We start from the raw sequence: 19011 nt of genomic DNA, 5'->3' as shown, positions 1-19011 counted from the left end.
GCGATTCAGGAGGCCTGGTCTTCCACTTCCTTGCGCACGCTGCGGGCGAGCACGAGGCGCTGGATCTCCGAGGAGCCTTCGTAGATTTCCAGGATGCGCTGGTCGCGGTACAGCCGCTCGGCCACGGTGGGCTTGCAGTAGCCCAGGCCGCCCCAGATCTGCACGGCGGCGTCGGCGGCGCGATGCGCGACCTCGGAGCAGAACAGCTTGGCCATGGCGCCCAGGTTGGAGACGTCGCCGCCCTGGTCGTAGACGCGCGCGGCTTCGTACAGCATCAGGCGGGCGGCGGAAATCTCCGTCGCCATGTCGGCCAGGCGGAAGCCGATGCCCTGGTTCTCGATGATCGGGTGGCCGAAGGTCTTGCGCTCCACCGCGCGGCGCGAGGCCTCCCGGTACGCCGCCAGCGCCAGCCCGAGCGACTGCGCGCCCACCATGATGCGGCCGACGTTGAGTGTCTGCAGCGCCAGCCGCAGCGCGCGATGGACGTCGCCGATGCGGGCGCTATCGGGCACCACCAGGTCCACCTTCAGGTTGGAGGTCTGGGTGCCCCGGATGCCCATCTTGTCGCTCAGCTCGTCGATCACCGCGCCCGGCTGTTCCTTGTCGACCATGAAAGCGCTGATGCCGCGGCCGCCGGCCGCCGGGTCGGTCTTGGCGAACACCACGTAGTAGCGCGAGGCGCCGCCGTTGCCGATCCAGTACTTCTCGCCGCGCAGGCGCCAGCCGTCGCCCTCGCGGGTGGCGGTGGCCTCGATCGCCGCCGCGTCGGAACCGGCGCCGCGCTCCGACAGGGCGAAGCTGGTGGCGCGGCCCTGCGTCATCTCGCGCAGGTAGAAGTCCTTCTGCTGCTCGGTGCCGGCCAGCAGGATGGGAAAGGCGCCGAGCTGGTAGGCGCACATGATGGCGGCCGTCGAGGAGCAGTGCGTGCCCAGCGTTTCCACCGCGGCCACCGTCGTCACCAGGTTCTGGCCCTGGCCACCGTAATCGCGCGGCAGGAACAGCCCGGTGAACTTGTGCTCCACCAGCGCCTCGATCGTTTCCCAGGGATAGCGCTGCTCGCGGTCCAGTTCTTCGGCCAGCGGGCCGAAGCGCTCGCGTCCGAGCCGGTCGGCGAGCGACTGCCACTTCGCGGCAGCCTCGTCCAGCGTGGGCTTCCAGATCACGGTCATTTCAATTCTCCAGTGTGGTGGTGATGGGGGTGGAGGCGGCGCCGCCGCGCGGCTGCCGCAGGCGCGCGAGCGGACGGGCCAGGCCGGCCAGTCCCTCGGGCAGGAAGGCGAGGATCACGACGAGCACGGCGCCGAGGACGATCTTGTCGACGTTGCCGCCGAAGGAGAAGAACTTCTCCTGCACCAGCACCAGCGCGGTCGCGAACACCGGCCCCAGGAGCTGGCGGCGGCCCACCAGCACGACGGCCGTGAGCATCAGGATCAGGAAGTAGTTCTCCAGCACGTCGGCGCTGACGTAGGCGCGCTGGTAGGCATAGAGCCAGCCGGCCACGGCGCTGATGGGCGCCGAGAACAGGAAGACCTGCAGCCGCACGCGCGCGGGATCGATCCCGCTCATGGTGGCGAGGCGCGGATTGAGGTGCGTCATGATGGCCGCGACGCCGAGCGCGGAGCGGCGGAAGCGGGCGACGAGGTAGATCACCACGGCCAGCAGCGCGAAGGCGAACGGCCACAGCTCGCGGTCGTTGCGGGCCTTCAGCGCCAGCCCGGGCAGGGACAGGTCCAGCAGCGGGATGCCGCGCAGGCCGTCGGAGCCGCCGAGGAAGCCCCAGTTCGAGGCGACCGTCATCGCCACCACCGCCACCGCGTACGTCACCAGCGAGAAGACGAATTCGCGCAGCCGCAGCGTGACCAGGCCGATGAGGCCGGCGAACAGCAGCGCCACGGCGATCGAGCCCGCCAGCGTGATCCAGGCCGAACCGACGCCGGCGCGCGTGGCCAGCAGCGCCGTGGTGTAGCTGCCCGCGGCGAAGAACACCGTGTGCGCGAGGCTGACCTCGCCGAGGTCCGAGACGATGATGTCGAGCCCGTAGGCCATCACGGCGAAGATCGCGATCAGCACGGCGGCGCTGTAAACCGCGGCGCTGCCACCCAGCAAGGCGGGCGCCGCGATCGTCGCCGCGCCCAGCAGGGGCCACGCGAGCAGTTGCATGCGGTGCGGTCGCATCAGTGCACTCCCGCCGCCGCACCGGCGCCCAGCCCGCCCGGGCGTAGCACGAGCACCGCGATCAGCACCAGGAAGGCTGCCGCCGTGGTGTACGCCGGCGACACCAGGGCGCCGAAGAGGGCGGTGAAAAGGCCCAGGGCCACCCCGGCGACGTAGCTGCCGGTCACGCTGCCGATGCCCCCGAGCACGACCACCACGAAGGTCATGATGACCTCCTCGAAGCCCATGGAGGTGAGGATCGGCGTGCGCGGCGCCACCATGCCAGCGGCGAAGGCCACCGCCGCGCCCTCGAAGGCGAACACGCCGTAGTAGACGCGCCGAACGTTGACGCCGGCCAGCATCGCGAGCTTCGGGTCCTCGGCGACCATGCGCACCAGCCGGCCGACGCGGGTGCCGTCCAGGATCCACTTGAGCGTCACGAACACCGCGATGGCGGCCACCACGATGGCGGCGTCCTGCCAGGTGAGCCAGAGCTCGCCGAAGGCCAGTTCGCGCCGCGACAGGGCGGTCTCGAGGATCTGGCCGGTGGAGCCGAATACCATCGCGGCGCCGCCGTTCAGGACGTACCCGAAGCCGAGGGTCATGATCATGATCGACACCAGGTTCTGCTCCAGCGTGGCCTTGAGCATCACGCGCTGCATCACCAGGCCGAACAGGGCGCCCACGAGCATGGCGATCGGCAGCGCCAGCGCGTAGGGCACACCCGCCTTCACCACCGCCCACCAGGTGACGAAGGCGCCCAGCATGTACATCTGGCCGTGGCCGAAGTTCACCAGGCGCGCCACGCCCAGCAGCAGCGTCCAGCCGATCGCCACCAGGGCGTAGGCGTGGCCCAGCACGATGCCGTTGATGATCTGCTGCAGGTAGGTCATGCCGCCGTTGCTCCCAGGTAGGCTTCCGCGATGCGCGGGTCCTCGCCGACTTCGCGCGCCGGGCCTTCCAGTACCTTGCGCCCGCGTTCGAGCAGCAGCAGGCGGTCCACCACCTCGATGGCGGCGCGCACGTTCTGCTCCACGAGCAGGATGGCGAGGCCGGTGCCCGCCAGGGAGCGCAGTGTTTCCAGCACCTGCGACACCATCTTCGGCGCCAGGCCGATCGAGGGTTCATCGAGCAGCAGCACGCGCGGGCCCATCATCAGCGCGCGGCCGATGCCGAGCATCTGGCGCTCCCCGCCGGAGAGCTGGCTGCCCAGGTGGTTGCGGCGTTCCTTCAGCCGCGGGAACAGCGCGTAGACCTCGTCGCGTGCATACACGCGCCGCCCCGGTTCCGCCAGCGCGGCAAACGCGGCGCACAGGTTCTCGTCCACGCTCATGCTGCCGAAGGCCACCCGCGCTTCCGGCACCAGCACCAGGCCGGCGCGCACGCGCTGGTGCGTCGCCCAGGCATCGACGCGCGTGCCCGCCAGCGTGATCTCGCCGGTGACGCGGGGCGCGCCGCGCGACCAGCCCGCGATCGCGTTGACGAGGGTGGACTTGCCGGCGCCATTGGCGCCGACCACGCCCACCACCTCGCCGGGCGCGACCGCGAGGGCCGCCAGGTCCAGCGCGCGATTGCCGGCATAGGCCACCTGCAGGCGCCGGACGTCCAGCACGGCTTCGCTCATTGCTTCTTCCCCAGGTAGGCTTCGAGCACGCGCTCGTCGTGCTGGATCTGCGACGGCGGACCGAGCGCGAGTTGCCGGCCGAGGTCGAGCACGCAGATGCGGTCGGCCACGGCCATGATCAGGTCCATGTGGTGCTCGATCACCACCAGCGCCACGCCTTCCTTCTTGAGGCTCGTGAGCAGCGCCACGAGGCGCGCCATGTCCTCGCCGCCCAGGCCCGCGGCCGGCTCGTCCAGCATCAGCACGCGCGCACCGTCGCCGAAGGCGAGGGCGATCGACAGCATGCGCTGCACGCCGTAGGGGATCTCCCTCGGCTGGCGATCGTGGTAGATGGCGGGCACCTGGAAGCGCACCAGCTGGTCGGCGGCGAAGCGCGCGGCCTCGCCGCGGCGCCGGGCCGCCGCGCGCGGCGCCAGCACGCTGGCGGCCAGCCCGGAATGCGCGCGGGCACCGAGCACCGCCACCATGTTGTCCAGCACGCTCAGGTCCTCGAAGAAGGCGTTCTGCTGGAACGCGCGCTTCAGGCCCCGGCCGGCAAGACCGTGCGGGGGCACGGCGGTGACGTCCTCCTCGCCGAGGAACACGCGGCCCTGGCGCCGCACCATCGCCGTGACGGCCTCGTAGCAGGAACTCTTGCCCGCGCCATTGGGGCCGATGATGCCCAGCAGCTCGCCCGGACGGACGTCCCACGCGACGCCCTCGAGGGCGACCAGCGCGCCATAGCGCACGCCGAGTCCTTCGACGCGCAGCGCGCAAGGGGCCTGCATCGCCTGCACCGCGGGTGCCTTACCGCGACTGCACGGCGATCTTGCCGCCGTCGACGTTGAAGATGTAGTGGCGCGACTTCATCTGTCCGTTCGGCTCGAAGGAGACGTCGCCCATCACCGTGCCCTTGAAGGAACCACCGCGGATGCGCTTGGCGATGGCTTCGCGGTCCAGCGTCTTCAGTTCGTTGGCCGCCATCGCCCACACCTGCAGCGCGGTGGCGCCGAGCGCCATGAACTTGTCGGGCGTCGACTTGAACATCTCCTCGTTCTTGGCCACGAAACGGCGGTTCGCCGGGTTGGAGGCGAAGGGCTCCACGCCGGGGAAGTAGATGTCAGCGCCGACCAGGCCGTTGGCGGCATCGCCGGCGACGGAGATCACGCTCGGCGCCACCGTGCCGACCGCGGCGACCAGCTTGCCGCCCAGGCGCGACTGGCGCGCCTGGCGGATGGTGGCCGGCATGCCCAGGCCCTCGTTGGCGTTGATGGCGACGGTGATGTCGGGGTTTGCCGCCTTCACGTTGGTGAGCGCCACGCGGAAGTCGGCCTGCGTGAATGGGAATTTCTCCTCCGCCACTTTTTCGTAGGGGTAGTTGAGCTTCTTCAGTTCGGCCTCGATGGAAGCCTGGGCGCCGTTGCCGTAGGCGTCGTTCTCGGTCAGGAAGGCGACGCGCTTGGCCTTGGCATTGGCGATGTACGCGGCGATCACTGCGCCGTCCTGCGAGTTGGAGCTGTTCAGGCGCACCGCCAGCGGGTTGCCTTCGCCGGAGAGGATCGGGTCTGCCTTGGAGATGGCGGTGATGTCCAGCACGCCGGCACGCGCGATCACCGGTTGCATCGCCAGCGTGACGGGGCTGTTCCAGCCTTCGATGATCACGGAGACGTTCTGCCCGATCAGCTCGTTGGCGCGCGAGACGCCGACGGCGGGCGTCGACTCGTCGTCGCGCGACAGGACTTCGATCTTGCGTCCCAGCACGCCGCCGCTCTCGTTGATGAGGGCGGCCATGGTCTGGATCGCCTGCGTCACGTGCTGCCCCTGCGGGCCGGCACCGCCCGACAGCGGGAAGATGACGCCGACCTTCACCGTGCCCTGCGCCGCGGCGCCGGCGGCGATGCCGAGGCCCGCGACCAGCGCGAAGGCCCACTTTCGAACGTACTTGATCATCGTCTGTCTCCTCGAAGGGTGGATGGATGGCCCCGGTGCGGGGGCGTGCGCGGTTCGGGTGCGCGGTGCATGCGGGGATGCATCGACCCGGCGCAGCATACTTGCTGGTATGTCGCGAGGTCAAGGCGATTCGGCAGACCTGATCCTCAGGGATATCCCCACTGTGGAACGCTGCTGAGCAACGCGGCCGATGGCTCTTTCCGTTTGCCAACATACCAAACAGTATGTAGGATGCGGCGCGTTGCACACGACATACCTGGAGCACACGCAGATGAAGATCGAAGGAATCAGCGCGGTGGTCACCGGCGGGGCGTCCGGCCTCGGCCTGGCCAGTGCCCGGCGCCTGATCGGCCAGGGCGCGAAGGTCGTCCTGATCGACCTGGCCGATTCAGCGGGCGCCGAGGCTGCCGCCAGCCTCGGGCCGAACGCGCGCTTCGCGCCGGCCGACGTGACCACGGAGGATTCGATGCAGGCCGCCCTCGACGTCGCCGAAAGCCTGGGGCCGCTGCGCGTGCTGGTGCACTGTGCCGGCCGCGGGGGCCCGGTGCGCCTGCTCGACAAGGAAGGCAATCCCGGCTCGCTCGCCGCCTACGAGAACATCATCCGCATCAACCTGGTCGGTACCTTCAACACGCTGCGCCTGGTGGCGGCCCGCATGGCCCGCACCGAGCCGGTCGACGGCGAGCGGGGCGCCTGCGTGCTCACCGCTTCCGTCGCTGCGTACGAAGGCCAGATCGGCCAGATCCCGTATGCCTCCTCCAAGGCCGGCGTGGTGGGCATGACCATCGTTGCGGCGCGCGACCTGGCGAGCAAGCTGATCCGGGTGTGCACCATCGCCCCCGGCATCTTCGACACGCCGATGCTCGCGCGCGTCTCCGAAGATGCGCGCAAGACGCTGGGTGCCTCGGTGCCGCACCCCGCGCGCCTGGGCCGACCGGAGGAATATGCCGACCTGGCGCTGCACATCCTCTCGAATCCCATGCTCAACGGCGAAACCATCCGGCTCGACGGCGCGCTGCGCATGGCGCCGCGCTGAGTTCCCGTCCAACGCGAAAGGCATTCCCCATGACATCCGAAGTGCTGGTCGAAGCCGGCGACGGCATCCTCACGATCACCATCAACCGGCCGGAAGCGCGCAACGCGATGACGCTCGCGGCCGCCACCGCGATCGCCGCGGCGCTGGACGACCTGGATGCGCGGGACGACCTGCGCATCGGCATCCTCACCGGCGCCGGCGGTACCTTCTGCGCGGGCATGGACCTCAAGGGTTTCCTGCGCGGCGAGCGTCCGAGCATCCCTGGCCGCGGCTTCGGCGGCCTCACGCGCAAGCCGCCGCGCAAGCCGCTGATCGCTGCCGTCGAAGGCTACGCACTGGCGGGCGGCTTCGAGCTCGTGCTCGCCTGCGACCTGGTGGTCGCGTCGGAGTCGGCGCAGTTCGGCGTGCCCGAAGTCAAGCGCGGGTTGGCGGCGACGGCCGGCGGCCTGGTGCGCCTGCCGCGGCAGTTGCCGTACCGCATCGCGCTGGAACTCGCGCTCACCGGAGACATGTTTCCGGCCCGGCGTGCCTATGAGTACGGGCTGATCAACCGGCTCGTGCCCGCAGGCCAGGCGCTGGACGAGGCCAGGCGCCTCGCCGCCACCGTCGCCGGCAACGGGCCCCTGTCGGTGGCCGCCAGCAAGCGCGTGATCGTCGAGTCGCAGGACTGGTCGGCCGAGGAAGTGTGGGACCGGCAGGCGGCGCTGACGGAACACGTGTTCACCTCGCAGGACGCGCGCGAAGGCTCCGCCGCGTTCGCCGAGAAGCGCAAACCGGTGTGGCAGGGCAGATGATCGATCCCAAGCAGCTTTTTTCCGCGCAGATTCCGGAGATCGAGCAGCGCTACGGCTGGCGCGACTGCGCGCTGTATGCGCTCGGCATCGGCGTCGGCCTCGATCCGATGGACGAGGCCGACCTGCCTTTCCTCGACGAGACGCGCCTGAAGGTGCATCCCTCGATGGCGGACGTGCTGGGCTATCCCGGCTTCTGGATGCGCGACCCGTCTTTCGGGATCGATGCGGTCAGGACCGTCCACGGTGAGCACGCCTTCCGCATCCACCGTCCGCTGCCGGCCGAAGGCCACGTGCGCGGCGTGAGCCGCATCGTCGACCTGGTGGACAAGGGCCGGGAGCGCGGCGCGCTCGTCTACGTGGAACGCGAGATCCGCGACGTGGCCACGAACGAGCTGCTCGCGACGGTGAACCAGACCGTGTTCTGCCGCGGCGACGGCGGCTTCGGCGGCAAGACCGAGGCCCCGGCGCCGCATCCGCTGCCGGACCGCGCGCCGGACACCGCCATCGAGCATCCGACGTCTCCGCAGGGCGCCCTGGTCTACCGCCTCTCCGGCGACTACAACCCGCTGCACTCCGACCCGCGCGCAGCGCGCGCCGCCGGCTTCGAACGGCCGATCCTGCACGGGCTCGCGACCTTCGGCGCCACCTGCCACGGCTTGATGAAGCGGCTGTGCGACAGCGACCCCGCCGCGGTGCGCGCGCTCGGCGGCCGCTTCTCCGCGCCGGTGTTCCCCGGCGACACGCTGCGCATCGAGATCTGGCGCGAGGGCAGGGGCCGCTTCGCGTATCGCACCAGCGTGCCGGCACGCCAGGTGGTGGTGGTCAACAACGGCTGGTTCGAGGTGGCGGCATGACGGGCATTCTTTCCAACATCCGCGTGCTGGATCTCAGCCGCGTCCTCTCGGGGCCGTGGGCCGGGCAGATGCTCGGCGACTTCGGTGCCGACGTCATCAAGGTGGAGCGTCCCGGCAGCGGCGACGACCTGCGGGACCAGGGCGCGCGCCTGAAGGACCGCGAAGGCCGGGAAACCGGCGAGCGATCGACCTTCCTCTCCACCAACCGCGCGAAGCGCTCGATCACCATCGACCTGACGAAGCCGGAGGGCCAGGCGCTGGTGCGGCGGCTGGCCGCGGAGTCCGACGTGGTGATCGAGAACTTCAAGACCGGCGACCTGAAGCGCTACGGACTGGACTACGGATCGCTGCGCGAGGTGAACCCGCGGCTGGTGTACTGCTCGATCACCGGCTTCGGCCAGAGCGGTCCCTACAGCCAGATGCCCGGCTACGACCTGCTGTTCCAGGCCATGGGCGGGGTGATGGCGCTCACCGGCGTGCCGGAGGGCCAGCCGGGCGCCGGCCCCCAGCGCGCTGGCTACCCGGTCTCGGACCTCACGTCCGGCTTCTACGCCACCATCGGCATCCTGGCGGCACTGCACCACCGCGACACGGTGACCGGCCGCGGCCAGCACATCGACCTCGCGCTGCTCGATGCGCAGGTGGCGGCGACCTCCTCGATGGCCATGAGCTATCTGGTCGCGGGCCAGCTTCCGGTGCGCGTGGGCATGGGTTCGCAGCTCACCGCGCCTTACGGCGACTTCGATTGCGCCGACGGCAAGATCATGATCGCGGTGGGCAACGACAAGCAGTTCACGCAGCTGTGCAAGGTGCTGGGCCGCCCCGATCTGGCGAAGGAGGAGCGCTTCGCCACGACGCCCAGCCGGGTGGCGCACAAGCAGGAGTTGCTGCCCATCGTTGCTGGCCTCCTGAAGGAGCAGCCGATCGCGCACTGGATCCCGCTGCTGCGCGAGGCCGTGGTGCCGGCCGCGCCGATCTACAACTTCGACCAGGTGTACGAGGACCCGCAGATCCGCCATCGCCGCATGGTTCGCACCGTCCCGCATCCGCTCGCGGGGACGATGCAGGTCGTCGCCAATCCGCTGAACTTTTCCGAAACCCCGCTCGAATACCACCGTGCGCCGCCGCTGCTGGGCGAACACACCGCCGAGATCCTGCGCGACGTGCTGCAGCTCGACGACGCGGAGATCGAGCGCCTCGCGCAACAGAAAGTCATCGCCGCATGAAAGCCGTGCTGTGCAAGCAATACGGGCCGCCCTCGTCGCTGGTCGTCGAGGAGGTCCCCGCCCCGATGCCCGGCGCCGGCCAGGTCCTGATCGAGGTGCATGCCGCCGGCGTGAACTTCCCCGACACCCTGATCATCCAGGGCAAGTACCAGTTCAAGCCGGAACTGCCGTTCTCGCCCGGCGCCGAAGTGGCGGGCGTGGTGAAGGCGCTGGGGGAGGGCGTGGCCGGCCTGCGCGTCGGCGCGCGCGTGATCGCCGCAACCACCTGGGGCGGCTATGCGCAGCAGGTGCTGGCGCCGGCCGAGCGCGTGATCCCCATGCCCCACGACATGGACTTCGAGACGGCGGCGGGCTTCCTGATCGCCTACGGCACCTCGCATCACGCGCTCAAGGATCGCGGTGCGCTGAAAGCGGGCGAGACGGTGCTGGTGCTGGGCGCGGCCGGCGGGGTCGGCTTGGCGGCGGTCGAAATCGCGAAGGCGCTGGGCGCGCGTGTGATCGCGGCGGCTTCGTCGGACGAGAAGCTGGCGGTGTGCCGCGAGCACGGCGCCGATGCCACGATCAACTACGCCACGCAGGACCTGCGCGAGCGGATCAAGGCCCTGACCGACGGCCGCGGCGTCGACGTGGTGTACGACCCGGTGGGCGGCGACCTGAGCGAGCCGGCGCTGCGCTCGATGGCGTGGCGCGGCCGCTTCCTGGTGGTCGGCTTCGCCGCCGGCCCGATTCCCAGCATCCCGCTGAACCTGGCGCTGCTCAAGGGCTGCTCCATCGTGGGCGTGTTCTGGGGCGCCTTCGTGCGCGCCGAGCCGCGGCGCAACGAGGAGGAACTGCGCGAGCTGGTCGGCTGGGTGCGCGAAGGCAGGCTGCACCCGCGCATCAGCGGCGTCTATCCGCTCGAACGCTGCGCCGAGGCCCTGCAGCAGGTCATGGACCGCAAGGTCACGGGCAAGTTCGTGCTGACGACGGGAGCCTGAGGTGGCCAAGGTGCTCGTCGCCGGCGCGTTGGGCGTGGTGGGGCGCGCCGCGGTCGAACGCTTCGCCGGCCGTGCGGGGGTGGAGTTGGTTGCCCTGTCGCGCCGGGCGGCGGACTTCGCGCCCGAAGCCGAATGGGTGGCGGTGGACCTGCGCGACCCCGAGGCAACCGCCCGCGCGCTCGCCGCGCATCGCGACACGACCCACATCGTCTATGCGGCGCTGTCGGAGCAGCCGGACCTGCTGCGCGGCTGGCGCGACGCGGGCAACGCGGCGCTCAATACGGCGATGCTCCGCAACCTGCTGGACGCGCTGCAGGGCGCGCCGCTGGAACACCTCACGCTGCTGCAAGGCACCAAGGCCTATGGCGTGCACACCGGGCGGCCCATGCGCGTGCCGGCGCGCGAGCACGACGCGGTGCGCGACCACGCGAACTTCTATTTCGAGCAGGAGGACCTGGTCGCGGCGCGCTCGGCCGCGGCGGGCTTTCGCTGGACGGTGCTGCGGCCGCAGATCGTGCTGGGCGTGGCCGTCGGCAGCGCCATGAACCCGGTCGCGGCGCTGGGCGCCTACGCCGCCATCGCGCGCGAGCTGGGCCAGCCGCTGCGCTATCCCGGCCATCCGCAGCTGCTGACGGAATGCACCGACGCGCGCCTGATTGCGGCCGCGGTCGAATGGGCCTGGAATGAACCGCGCGCGCACGCCGAGGCCTTCAACATCGCCAACGGCGACGTGATCGTCTGGAGCACCTTCTTCGAACGGCTGGCGCGCGAGTTCGGCCTGAAGCCCGGCGAGCCGAGCGAGCAGAAGATGGCGCAGGAGATGCCGCGCCATGCGCAGACCTGGCGGCGCATGGCGGAGCGCGAAGGCCTCTCAGTGCCTGACCTCGACCGGCTTCTCGGCCTGTCCTGGCAATACGCAGACGCGACCTGGGCTTCGCGGCGACCGCTGCCGGTTCCCCCTATCGTCTCGACGATCAAGCTGCGCCAGCACGGCTTCCAGGATTGCATCGACACGGAGGAGTGCATCGTGCAGCACCTGAACGCGATGAGGAGGCTGCGCTACCTGCCTGGGGGGTAGGGCCCCTGCACGAGGTGCTCCTCCTCCGTTTACGTGGTCCGCGGGCGCCAGTCGCCTTCAGGCTGCGCGAGCCGGTTCGCCACGATCCGCAGAACTTGCGGGTCGGTTCCCAGTCCCATGTGGCTGGAACGGACCTCGATGCTCTCGGACAGGGCGCCTGCCTGCTCGATGCAGCCGCGCCAGCCCACGATGCCGTCGCTCTTGCTGTAGATGGACGTCGTCGGGACCGGCGGGGTCGGGCGCAGCCGCGCCTCGAGTTCTGCGGTCAACGGCGCCGCATTGCGGTTCAGAAGCCGGTAAAGGCGCTCGGCACGCGTCGCGCCGAGGATGGCGGCGAACGGCGTGCCCAGGGTGAGGACCTGCCGCACGCACGCGGGCGCCCGCTTGCCCAGTTCGCGGGCATAGATCCCGCCCAGGCTCCAGCCGACCAGGCTCACTTTGCGGCCGCTGTCCGCATGCCAGCGGCGCACGTCGGCCTCCAGGATGTCGATCCAGCCGTCGAAGTCGCGCTCGGGGCCCATGTTCATGCCGCGACCCCAGCAGCGGGCGTCGAATCCGGCGTCGATGAGGAACCGGCGCAGGGGACGGGTGGTCCAGGGGCCGGCGCCCAGGCCGGGAAACACCACGACCGGGTGACCGTCGCCGACGCGTTCGCAGTGCGCGCGGAACGTCGCCGCCGCCAGGGTGAACAGACCGCGCACGGGCTCGATGGCGAGCAGCGACAGGGGCGGCGGCCGGACACGCGGGGCAGCGCTGGAATCCATGGACACACCGTGGACCGACACCCGCTGGAGCAATGCGGGGCTGCGCAGCCCGCTATGCCGCAGCGCGCGGCAGGTTGGCGCGAATCAGCTCCCCGGAAATGGACACGCCGGTCGCGAACTCGGGCAGCGGGTCGCCGGGTCCGAACCAGCGCGCTTCGGCGATCTCGCGCGCGTCCACCGTGATCTCGCCGCCGGCCCACTCCGCCGTGAAGGCGATCATCAGCGAGTGCGGAAACGGCCACGACTGGCTGCCGAAGTAGCGCAGGTCGCGCACGCGCAACCCGACCTCCTCGAACACCTCGCGGTGCACCGCATCCTCGACCGACTCGCCCGCTTCGAGGAACCCGGCCAGCGCGCTGAAGCGACCGGTGGGCGAGGCTGCATTGCGGGCCAGCAGGATGGCCTCCCCCTTGCGCACCAGCACCATCATGGCCGGCGAGATGCGCGGGTACGCCGCATGGCCGCAGGCGGTGCAACGCATGCACCGCTCACCCGCGAGCGCTTCCATGAGGCCGCCGCAGGCGCCGCAGAAGCGATGCGTGCGCGCCCATTCGGCCACCTGGAAGGCGCGGCCGGCCACCGCCATCAGGTCGGTGGCCAGGGCGCCGAACAGCGAGCGCAGCGGCCGGAAGGCGAAACCCCCGGCGGGCTCCGCCGCGTCGGCCTCCACCCAGGCGGCCCGGCAATAGTGCGGGCCCAGCATGCCGACGGGGCGCGAATCCGCGAGCGGCACGCCCAGTGCGAGGCACTCGGCCTCGGTCGGCAAGGCGAGGTCCGGTTCGCGCACCAGCAAGGCGCCGCCGCGGAAGACGAAGATGTGCTCCGGTGCGCCGGGCTGCGGCGCGTGCAGCGCGACGAAGTGCGAGGGTGTGACGAGCATGGCCGATGATAGGCAGGCCCGGCAAGCTCCGGCGCGCCGGGAGGGGCGGCTCGTGCCGCAGCGGCGTCACACGGGCCGCCCAGCCCCCCGCGTGTTCAGGTACACCGCATAGAGCGAGGTCGTGGCGCAGATGAACAGGCGATTCAGCTTGGGCCCGCCGAAGCACACGTTCGCCACCGCCTCGGGCACCCGGATCTTGCCCGTCAGCGTGCCGTCGGGTGCATGGCAATGCACGCCGTCGCCGGCGCTGGTCCAGACGTTGCCGTGGACGTCGACCCGCAGCCCGTCGAACAGGCCGTTGCCGCATTCCGCGAACACTTCGCCGCCGTCGATGCGGGCGCCGTCGTCCTGCACGCGGAAGCGCCGGATGTGGCGGGGGCCGTCCTCCCGGTGCGTCGCCCCGGTGTCCACGACGTACAGCCAGCGTTCGTCGGGCGAGAACGCCAATCCGTTGGGCTGCACGAAGTCGCTCGCCACGCGCGTCACGCTGCGCAGGTCGGGCGCGATGCGGTACACGCAACAGGCGCCGAGTTCGCTCGACGCTGCATCGCCCTCGTAGTCGCTGTCGATGCCGTAGCTGGGATCCGAGAACCAGATGCTGCCGTCCGACTTCACCACCACGTCGTTGGGCGAGTTGAAGCGCGCGCCTTCGTAGCGGTCGGCCAGCACGCGGCGCGTGCCGTCGTGCTCGGTGCGCGATACGCAGCGGCCGCGGTGCTCGCAGGAGACGAGGCGGCCCTGCGCATCCACGGTGTGCCCGTTGGTGTTCAGCGCCGGCTGCCGGAAGACCGAGACCGATCCGTCGGTTTCGTCCCAGCGCAGCATGCGGTCGTTCGGGATGTCCGACCACACCAGGTAGCGACCCGCCGCGAACCACGCCGGCCCTTCGGCCCAGCGGCAGCCGGTGTACAGCCGCTCCAGGTGCACGTTGCCGAAGGCGAGCTTGCGAAAGCGCGCGTCGATGACCTCGAAGCTGTCGGTAAGTTCCATCGCCATGGTCCGTCTCCCGGCGGCCGCGTTCAACCCGCGTGCCGGCGGCCGCGGCCGTACACCAGCAGCATCGCGATGATCACCAGGCCGTAGGCGACCTGGCGCCCCATCTCCGGGATCTGCATCACCGAGAGGATGGACTGCAGCAGGGTGATCAGCACCACGCCGACGACCGTGCCCAGGTAGAAGCCGCGGCCGCCCAGGATGTGGGTGCCGCCCAGCACCACGGCGGCGATGGCCGGCAGCTGGTAGGCGTCGCCCATCGCCTGGTACGCCTTGGTGGAATAGCCCGTGAGCAGCACGCCCGCGGCGGCCGAACAGGCCCCGGCGAACACGAAGCAGAGCAGGGTGACGCGCCGCGTGGCGATGCCGGAGAGGTAGGCGGCGCGCTCCCGGTTGCCGACCGCGTACACGGCGCGGCCGAAGCTGGTCCGGTGCAGCAGGAACAGCGTGGCGCCGCCCACGGCGGCCCAAGCGAGCAGGGCGTTGGGGATGCCGAACAGCGAGCGGCCGGTGGCGATCAGGTGCATCGCCGGCGTGGCGCGGTCCTGCGGCGCGAATCCGCCGGTATGGACCACGATCAGCCCCTGCGCGACGGCGTTGATGCCCAGCGTGAAGATCATCGAAGGCACGCGCAGGTAGGCCACGCCGATGCCGTTCAGCAAGCCGAGCGCCGCGCCGCAGAGGATGCCGAAGGGAATGGCGAAGGCGGCCGCCGCACCGCCCCACCAGCCGGCGGCAGCGGCGGACATCATGCCGCCCACCGTCACCGCCCAGGGCACCGACAGGTCGATGCCCCCCAGCAGGATCACCAGCATCGCGCCCGTGGCGATGATGCCGAGGAAGGAGGCGATCTGGAGCTGCAGCAGGAGGTACTCGGGCGACAGGAAGTTGCTCGAATAGAGGCTGCCCACGAGCAGCAGCGCCACGGTGCAGGCGGCGCCGGCCATCACCGGCAGGTGGCGCGAGCCTCTCAGGCGCAGGGCGATCGCGGTCATGCCGTGCTCACCGGAACAGCGCCAGCCGGTTGCCCACGCGCAGCAGCCGCAGCGAACCGAAGCAGACGGCGGCCAGCAGGATCACGCCCTGGAACAGCGGCTGCCACAGGGGCTCCAGGTCGAACACGAACAGCAGGTCGCCGATGGTGCGCAGCGCGAAGGCGCCGAACACCGAACCGACCGCGCTGCCGAAGCCGCCGGCCAGCGACGTGCCGCCCAGCACCACGGCGGCGATGGAGTTGAGCGTGTAGACGCCGCCGATCGCCTGCGAGGCCTCGCCCGAGTAGGTCACGAAGGTGAGCAGCAGGCCGCCGATGGCCGCGAGCAGGCCCGCGAGCGTGTAGGTGACCAGCGTGGTCCGCCCCATCGCCACGCCCGACATGTAGCTCGCGGCTTCCGAGGACCCCATCGCCAGCGCCGCGCGCCCCGGCACCGAGCGGCGGTAAGGCACCCAGACCACCAGCACCACGGCGAGCAGCACGACCAGCATGGCCGGCACGCCGCCGGGGAGGGCGCCCGTCAACGCGTCGGCCAGCCCGGCGTGCACGTCGCCGCCGGGGACCGGGCGCAGGCCGAGGGCCAGGCCGAAGTAGATGATGCCGGTGGCCAGCGTGGTGATGATCGGCTGCAGCCGCCCGAACACGATGACGAGTCCGTTGACCAGGCCGCAGGCGGCGCCGGCCGCCAGCACCGCCAGCACGCCGGCGCCGGCGTGCAGTGCGGAGCCGACCACCAGGTGCGATGCGATGCAGTTCGCCAGCACGAACACCATGCCGACCGACAGGTCGATGCCTCCCATCAGCACCGGCAGGGTCTGCGCCATGGCGACGATGGCCAGCAGCACGCCCTTGTTGGCCGCGGTGGTGAGCACGTCGCGGTTCCAGCCCGCCGGGTGCTTGGCCATGTAGAGGGCGAACAGCGCGACGAACAGCGCCACGGCGCCCAGCGTGCCGCGATGCTCGCGCAGGTGGTAGCGCCAGTCGTTCATGCCGTCGCCTCCTCGAGGTTGAGCGCGCTCGCGACCAGGGCGCGCTCGGTGAGGGCCGCCCCCTCCAGCCAGCGCACGATGCGGCCGTCGTAGAACACGGCCACCCGGTCGCAGCAGCCGATCAGCTCCGCATAGTCGGTGGAATAGAGCAGCACCGCGGCACCTTCGTCGGCGAGGGTCCGCACGAGCGCATAGATCTCCTGCTTGGTGCCGACGTCGATGCCGCGGGTGAGATCGTTCAGCAGCAGCACGCGCGGCGTGTTCAGCAGCCACTTGCCGATCACCACCTTCTGCTGGTTGCCGCCCGAGAGCGTGCCCACCGCGTCCTCGCCGCTGCCCGCCTTGATCGCGAGCCGCCGCATCATGCCGGCGACCGCATGGCCTTCGTCGGCGAGCTGCAGCACCCCCGCCCGGCTGAGGCGGTCCAGCGCCGCGAGGCTCAGGTTGTCGTTCACCGACATCGGCAGCAGCAGCCCGTCGGTCTTGCGGTCCTCCGGCACCAGCGCGATGCCCAGCCCCTTGGCCGCACGCGGCCCGGCGAGGCGCGCGGGCCGGCCATCGACCCGCACCTCGCCGCTCACCCCGCGCAACACGCCGAACAAGGCGAGGAACAGCTCGCGCTGACCCTGGCCGTCGAGTCCGCCGAGGCCCACGATCTCGCCGGGCCGCACGGCCAGGTCGACCGCGTGCAGGCGCCCGGCCCACGACAGGCCGCGCACCTCCAGCGCTGGCGACGCAGCGGCCGCCGCCGGGGCGGGCTTGGGCGGAAAGGCATGCGCGATGTCGCGGCCGATCATCATCTCGACCACCTGCGCGTCGGTGCGCGTGCCCGCCGCGAAGCTCGCCACCTGGCTGCCGTTGCGGAACACCGAGCAGTCGTCGGCCAGCTCGGTCACCTCGTGCATGCGGTGCGAGATGTAGACGATGGCCAGGCCTTCGTCCCGCAGCCGCCGCAGCAGCGCGAACACGCGCTTGACTTCCGCAGCGGGGAGCGCCGAAGTCGCCTCGTCCAGGATCAGGATCTTGGGCGCGCGCGCCAGCGCCTTGGCGATCTCCACCAGCTGCCGCTTCGACAGCGGCAGGCTCGCCACCGGCGCGAGCGGATGGATGTCGCCGGCGCCCGCGCGTTGCAGCGCCGCCTGCGCGATGCGGCGCTGCGCCTTGCGGTCGATCAGGCCGAAGCGGCGCGGCGGGTTGGTGATGCAGATGTTGTCGGCGACGCTCAGGTCCGGCAGCAGCGACAGCTCCTGGAAGATGCAGGCGATGCCGGCGGCCACCGCCTCCTGCGGGTGCGCGAAGCGGCGCTCCTGCCCCTCGAGCAGCAGGCGCCCTTCGTCCGGCTGCACCACGCCGGCCATCACCTTGATCAGCGTGGACTTGCCCGCGCCGTTCTCGCCCAGCAGGGCGTGGATGCGGCCAGCCGCGCAGGCGAAGCTCGCGCGCTCGAGCGCCCGCACCCCGCCGTAGCGCTTGGAGACCTCGACCAGCCGCAGGACGGGATCCGACACGGAGGCCGTCAGTTGTTCTTCTCGTCCTTCGCCATGATGTCCGTGGCCTTCAGCGTCACGCCGCAGGGCGGGAAGTCGGTGGTGGTGAAGAAGTTGTCGGTCAGGTTGGGGAAGTAGTTCTCGCCCGACTTGAAGTTCGGGTGCGTCGCCGTGGGGATCGGCACCGAGATCATCTGCGGCATCACCTTGCCCTGCAGCGCCGTCACCGCCGCCTTCATGGAGATCGCCACCAGGCCGGGCGACTGGCCCAGCGAGGCGCACACCAGGCCGTCCTTGGCGCGTTCGGCGCACAGCTTGCGGAAACCGTTCTCGGCCTCGCCCGCCACCGGGATCATCTTGTGCTTCGCGTCGATCAGGGCGCGCACCGCGCCGGTGGAGCCGCCCTGCACGAACATGCCGTCGAACTTCTTGTGCACGGCGACCGCGTCCGCCACCGCCTTCTGCGCGGTGCCGTCGTCCCAGTTGCCCACGACTTCCACCACCTCGAACTTGCTGCCCGGGGCCTCGACGACCTTGCGGAAGCCGAGGTGGCGGTCGCGGTCGACGGAGTTGCCGGGCACGCCGCGCACCTCCAGCAGCTTGCCGGACTTCGACGGGATGTTCTTCACCACCCACTCGCCGGACTGCTGGCCCATGGCGAGCTGGTCCTCGTTGACCATCATCACCTCGGTGCTGTCCAGGACGTTGTCGAAGGGAACGATCACCACGCCCTTGGCGTTGGCGCGCTTGATCACCGGCGCGAAGGCCGTCGGGTTCACTGCGATCGTCACGATCGCGTCGTAGCCCGAGTTGATGAAGTTGTCGATCGCCGCGATCTGCGCCGCCACGTCGGTGCCGGTGGAGACGATCTTGAACTCCTTGAGCTGCGAGGCCATCTCCGGCGTCGCCGCGTAGGCCTTCGCCATCTTGATCATCTGGATGCGCCACGTGTTGCCGACGAAGCCGTTGGCCAGCGCGAGGCGGTACGGCCCCTTCTTCGCCGGCCACTGGAAGTACTTGGTGCTGGCGTCCCAGGGCTTGAAGCAGGAGGGGTTCTCGCCCGGGCCGCCGACGACGGCGGGCCCCGCCGCAATGGCGGACCCTGCAACAAGCGCCGCTGCTGCGGCGACGGTGCGCGTGCGTGAGTTCATGGCTGTCTCCTAGGGTTGGGATCAACGGCCGATGGCGCGTCCTCCGTCACCGGCAGAACAACACAGCGCCTGCTGATGCTG

Annotated in this window: 19 protein-coding genes; 6 read left to right on the top strand and 13 right to left on the bottom strand. The window is 70.6% G+C overall.

Translation table 11 applies throughout. The annotated features are described in order from the left end of the window. Positions 1 to 5: 5 nt before the first annotated feature. From JI746_RS09125 to JI746_RS09100, 6 genes are read right to left on the bottom strand one after another with little or no spacing between them, the layout of a single operon-like run. Positions 6 to 1169, bottom strand: a complete 1164-nt coding sequence (locus tag JI746_RS09125) for an acyl-CoA dehydrogenase family protein (protein ID WP_201688697.1) — start codon at positions 1167 to 1169, stop codon at positions 6 to 8. Between the two features lies 1 nt (position 1170). Beyond that, positions 1171 to 2175 carry a branched-chain amino acid ABC transporter permease gene (locus JI746_RS09120; protein ID WP_201688692.1) on the bottom strand — a complete coding sequence of 335 codons (1005 nt, stop codon included), beginning with the start codon at positions 2173 to 2175 and terminating at the stop codon, positions 1171 to 1173. Then, the gene (locus tag JI746_RS09115) at positions 2175 to 3047 is read right to left on the bottom strand and encodes a branched-chain amino acid ABC transporter permease (RefSeq protein WP_201688688.1); all 873 of its coding nucleotides are present in this window, start codon (positions 3045 to 3047) and stop codon (positions 2175 to 2177) included. Before JI746_RS09115 ends, JI746_RS09120 begins: the two co-directional genes overlap by 1 nt. Then, entirely contained in the window at positions 3044 to 3778 is a 735-nt protein-coding gene (locus JI746_RS09110) for an ABC transporter ATP-binding protein (protein WP_201688687.1), read from the bottom strand. The genes JI746_RS09115 and JI746_RS09110 overlap by 4 nt, the downstream gene beginning before the upstream one ends. Then, positions 3775 to 4545 (bottom strand): ABC transporter ATP-binding protein, encoded by a 771-nt coding sequence (locus tag JI746_RS09105; protein ID WP_201688686.1) that lies wholly within the window; start codon positions 4543 to 4545, stop codon positions 3775 to 3777. Before JI746_RS09105 ends, JI746_RS09110 begins: the two co-directional genes overlap by 4 nt. Positions 4546 to 4564: 19 nt before the next feature. Then, positions 4565 to 5707, bottom strand: coding sequence for an ABC transporter substrate-binding protein (locus JI746_RS09100; RefSeq protein ID WP_201688683.1), 1143 nt, complete (start codon positions 5705 to 5707; stop codon positions 4565 to 4567). 271 nt (positions 5708 to 5978) lie between these two features. Here JI746_RS09100 and JI746_RS09095 point away from each other — a divergent pair, with 271 nt between their 5' ends. From JI746_RS09095 to JI746_RS09070, 6 genes are read left to right on the top strand one after another with little or no spacing between them, the layout of a single operon-like run. Next, positions 5979 to 6743, top strand: coding sequence for an SDR family NAD(P)-dependent oxidoreductase (locus tag JI746_RS09095; protein WP_201688682.1), 765 nt, complete (start codon positions 5979 to 5981; stop codon positions 6741 to 6743). A gap of 29 nt (positions 6744 to 6772) precedes the next feature. Next, positions 6773 to 7537, top strand: coding sequence for a crotonase/enoyl-CoA hydratase family protein (locus tag JI746_RS09090; protein ID WP_201688681.1), 765 nt, complete (start codon positions 6773 to 6775; stop codon positions 7535 to 7537). Next, entirely contained in the window at positions 7534 to 8391 is an 858-nt protein-coding gene (locus tag JI746_RS09085; protein ID WP_201688680.1) for a MaoC/PaaZ C-terminal domain-containing protein, read from the top strand. Before JI746_RS09090 ends, JI746_RS09085 begins: the two co-directional genes overlap by 4 nt. Continuing rightward, complete coding sequence (locus tag JI746_RS09080) at positions 8388 to 9617, top strand: CaiB/BaiF CoA transferase family protein (protein ID WP_201688679.1); 1230 nt, start codon at positions 8388 to 8390, stop codon at positions 9615 to 9617. Before JI746_RS09085 ends, JI746_RS09080 begins: the two co-directional genes overlap by 4 nt. Further along, positions 9614 to 10594, top strand: a complete 981-nt coding sequence (locus tag JI746_RS09075; RefSeq protein WP_201688677.1) for an NADPH:quinone oxidoreductase family protein — start codon at positions 9614 to 9616, stop codon at positions 10592 to 10594. Before JI746_RS09080 ends, JI746_RS09075 begins: the two co-directional genes overlap by 4 nt. A gap of 1 nt (position 10595) precedes the next feature. Further along, positions 10596 to 11672 carry an NAD-dependent epimerase/dehydratase family protein gene (locus tag JI746_RS09070; RefSeq protein ID WP_201688675.1) on the top strand — a complete coding sequence of 359 codons (1077 nt, stop codon included), beginning with the start codon at positions 10596 to 10598 and terminating at the stop codon, positions 11670 to 11672. A 29-nt stretch (positions 11673 to 11701) separates the two neighbouring features. Here the strand turns inward: JI746_RS09070 and JI746_RS09065 are convergent, their stop codons facing one another. From JI746_RS09065 to JI746_RS09035, 7 genes are all read right to left on the bottom strand, one after another. Beyond that, positions 11702 to 12436 (bottom strand): esterase/lipase family protein, encoded by a 735-nt coding sequence (locus tag JI746_RS09065; RefSeq protein WP_201688673.1) that lies wholly within the window; start codon positions 12434 to 12436, stop codon positions 11702 to 11704. 52 nt (positions 12437 to 12488) lie between these two features. Then, positions 12489 to 13316, bottom strand: coding sequence for an NAD(+) diphosphatase (gene nudC, locus JI746_RS09060; protein ID WP_201688672.1), 828 nt, complete (start codon positions 13314 to 13316; stop codon positions 12489 to 12491). 66 nt (positions 13317 to 13382) lie between these two features. Then, a complete protein-coding gene (locus JI746_RS09055; protein ID WP_408004086.1) occupies positions 13383 to 14312 on the bottom strand; it encodes an SMP-30/gluconolactonase/LRE family protein in 930 nt (309 codons plus the stop codon). Positions 14313 to 14335: 23 nt separating this feature from the next. Next, the gene (locus JI746_RS09050) at positions 14336 to 15304 is read right to left on the bottom strand and encodes an ABC transporter permease (RefSeq protein WP_201688670.1); all 969 of its coding nucleotides are present in this window, start codon (positions 15302 to 15304) and stop codon (positions 14336 to 14338) included. 7 nt (positions 15305 to 15311) lie between these two features. Beyond that, positions 15312 to 16292 carry an ABC transporter permease gene (locus JI746_RS09045; protein ID WP_201688669.1) on the bottom strand — a complete coding sequence of 327 codons (981 nt, stop codon included), beginning with the start codon at positions 16290 to 16292 and terminating at the stop codon, positions 15312 to 15314. Continuing rightward, a complete protein-coding gene (locus JI746_RS09040) occupies positions 16289 to 17812 on the bottom strand; it encodes a sugar ABC transporter ATP-binding protein (protein ID WP_408004089.1) in 1524 nt (507 codons plus the stop codon). Before JI746_RS09040 ends, JI746_RS09045 begins: the two co-directional genes overlap by 4 nt. Continuing rightward, positions 17809 to 18930 (bottom strand): sugar ABC transporter substrate-binding protein, encoded by a 1122-nt coding sequence (locus tag JI746_RS09035; RefSeq protein ID WP_201688667.1) that lies wholly within the window; start codon positions 18928 to 18930, stop codon positions 17809 to 17811. Before JI746_RS09035 ends, JI746_RS09040 begins: the two co-directional genes overlap by 4 nt. Positions 18931 to 19011 lie beyond the last annotated feature (81 nt).

Source organism: Ramlibacter alkalitolerans (genome assembly GCF_016722765.1).
Lineage (GTDB): Bacteria > Pseudomonadota > Gammaproteobacteria > Burkholderiales > Burkholderiaceae_C > Ramlibacter > Ramlibacter alkalitolerans.
Note: the sequence above shows the minus strand (reverse complement) of the source record. Positions and strands in the feature narration are given on the sequence as shown.

Coding starts and splice junctions, on each gene's coding strand:
- JI746_RS09125 (WP_201688697.1), bottom strand. CDS start 1,169: ATGACCGTGATCTGGAAGCCCACGCTGGACGAGGCTGCCGCGAAGTGG.
- JI746_RS09120 (WP_201688692.1), bottom strand. CDS start 2,175: ATGCGACCGCACCGCATGCAACTGCTCGCGTGGCCCCTGCTGGGCGCG.
- JI746_RS09115 (WP_201688688.1), bottom strand. CDS start 3,047: ATGACCTACCTGCAGCAGATCATCAACGGCATCGTGCTGGGCCACGCC.
- JI746_RS09110 (WP_201688687.1), bottom strand. CDS start 3,778: ATGAGCGAAGCCGTGCTGGACGTCCGGCGCCTGCAGGTGGCCTATGCC.
- JI746_RS09105 (WP_201688686.1), bottom strand. CDS start 4,545: ATGCAGGCCCCTTGCGCGCTGCGCGTCGAAGGACTCGGCGTGCGCTAT.
- JI746_RS09100 (WP_201688683.1), bottom strand. CDS start 5,707: ATGATCAAGTACGTTCGAAAGTGGGCCTTCGCGCTGGTCGCGGGCCTC.
- JI746_RS09095 (WP_201688682.1), top strand. CDS start 5,979: ATGAAGATCGAAGGAATCAGCGCGGTGGTCACCGGCGGGGCGTCCGGC.
- JI746_RS09090 (WP_201688681.1), top strand. CDS start 6,773: ATGACATCCGAAGTGCTGGTCGAAGCCGGCGACGGCATCCTCACGATC.
- JI746_RS09085 (WP_201688680.1), top strand. CDS start 7,534: ATGATCGATCCCAAGCAGCTTTTTTCCGCGCAGATTCCGGAGATCGAG.
- JI746_RS09080 (WP_201688679.1), top strand. CDS start 8,388: ATGACGGGCATTCTTTCCAACATCCGCGTGCTGGATCTCAGCCGCGTC.
- JI746_RS09075 (WP_201688677.1), top strand. CDS start 9,614: ATGAAAGCCGTGCTGTGCAAGCAATACGGGCCGCCCTCGTCGCTGGTC.
- JI746_RS09065 (WP_201688673.1), bottom strand. CDS start 12,436: ATGGATTCCAGCGCTGCCCCGCGTGTCCGGCCGCCGCCCCTGTCGCTG.
- nudC (WP_201688672.1), bottom strand. CDS start 13,316: ATGCTCGTCACACCCTCGCACTTCGTCGCGCTGCACGCGCCGCAGCCC.
- JI746_RS09055 (WP_408004086.1), bottom strand. CDS start 14,312: ATGGCGATGGAACTTACCGACAGCTTCGAGGTCATCGACGCGCGCTTT.
- JI746_RS09050 (WP_201688670.1), bottom strand. CDS start 15,304: ATGACCGCGATCGCCCTGCGCCTGAGAGGCTCGCGCCACCTGCCGGTG.
- JI746_RS09045 (WP_201688669.1), bottom strand. CDS start 16,292: ATGAACGACTGGCGCTACCACCTGCGCGAGCATCGCGGCACGCTGGGC.
- JI746_RS09035 (WP_201688667.1), bottom strand. CDS start 18,930: ATGAACTCACGCACGCGCACCGTCGCCGCAGCAGCGGCGCTTGTTGCA.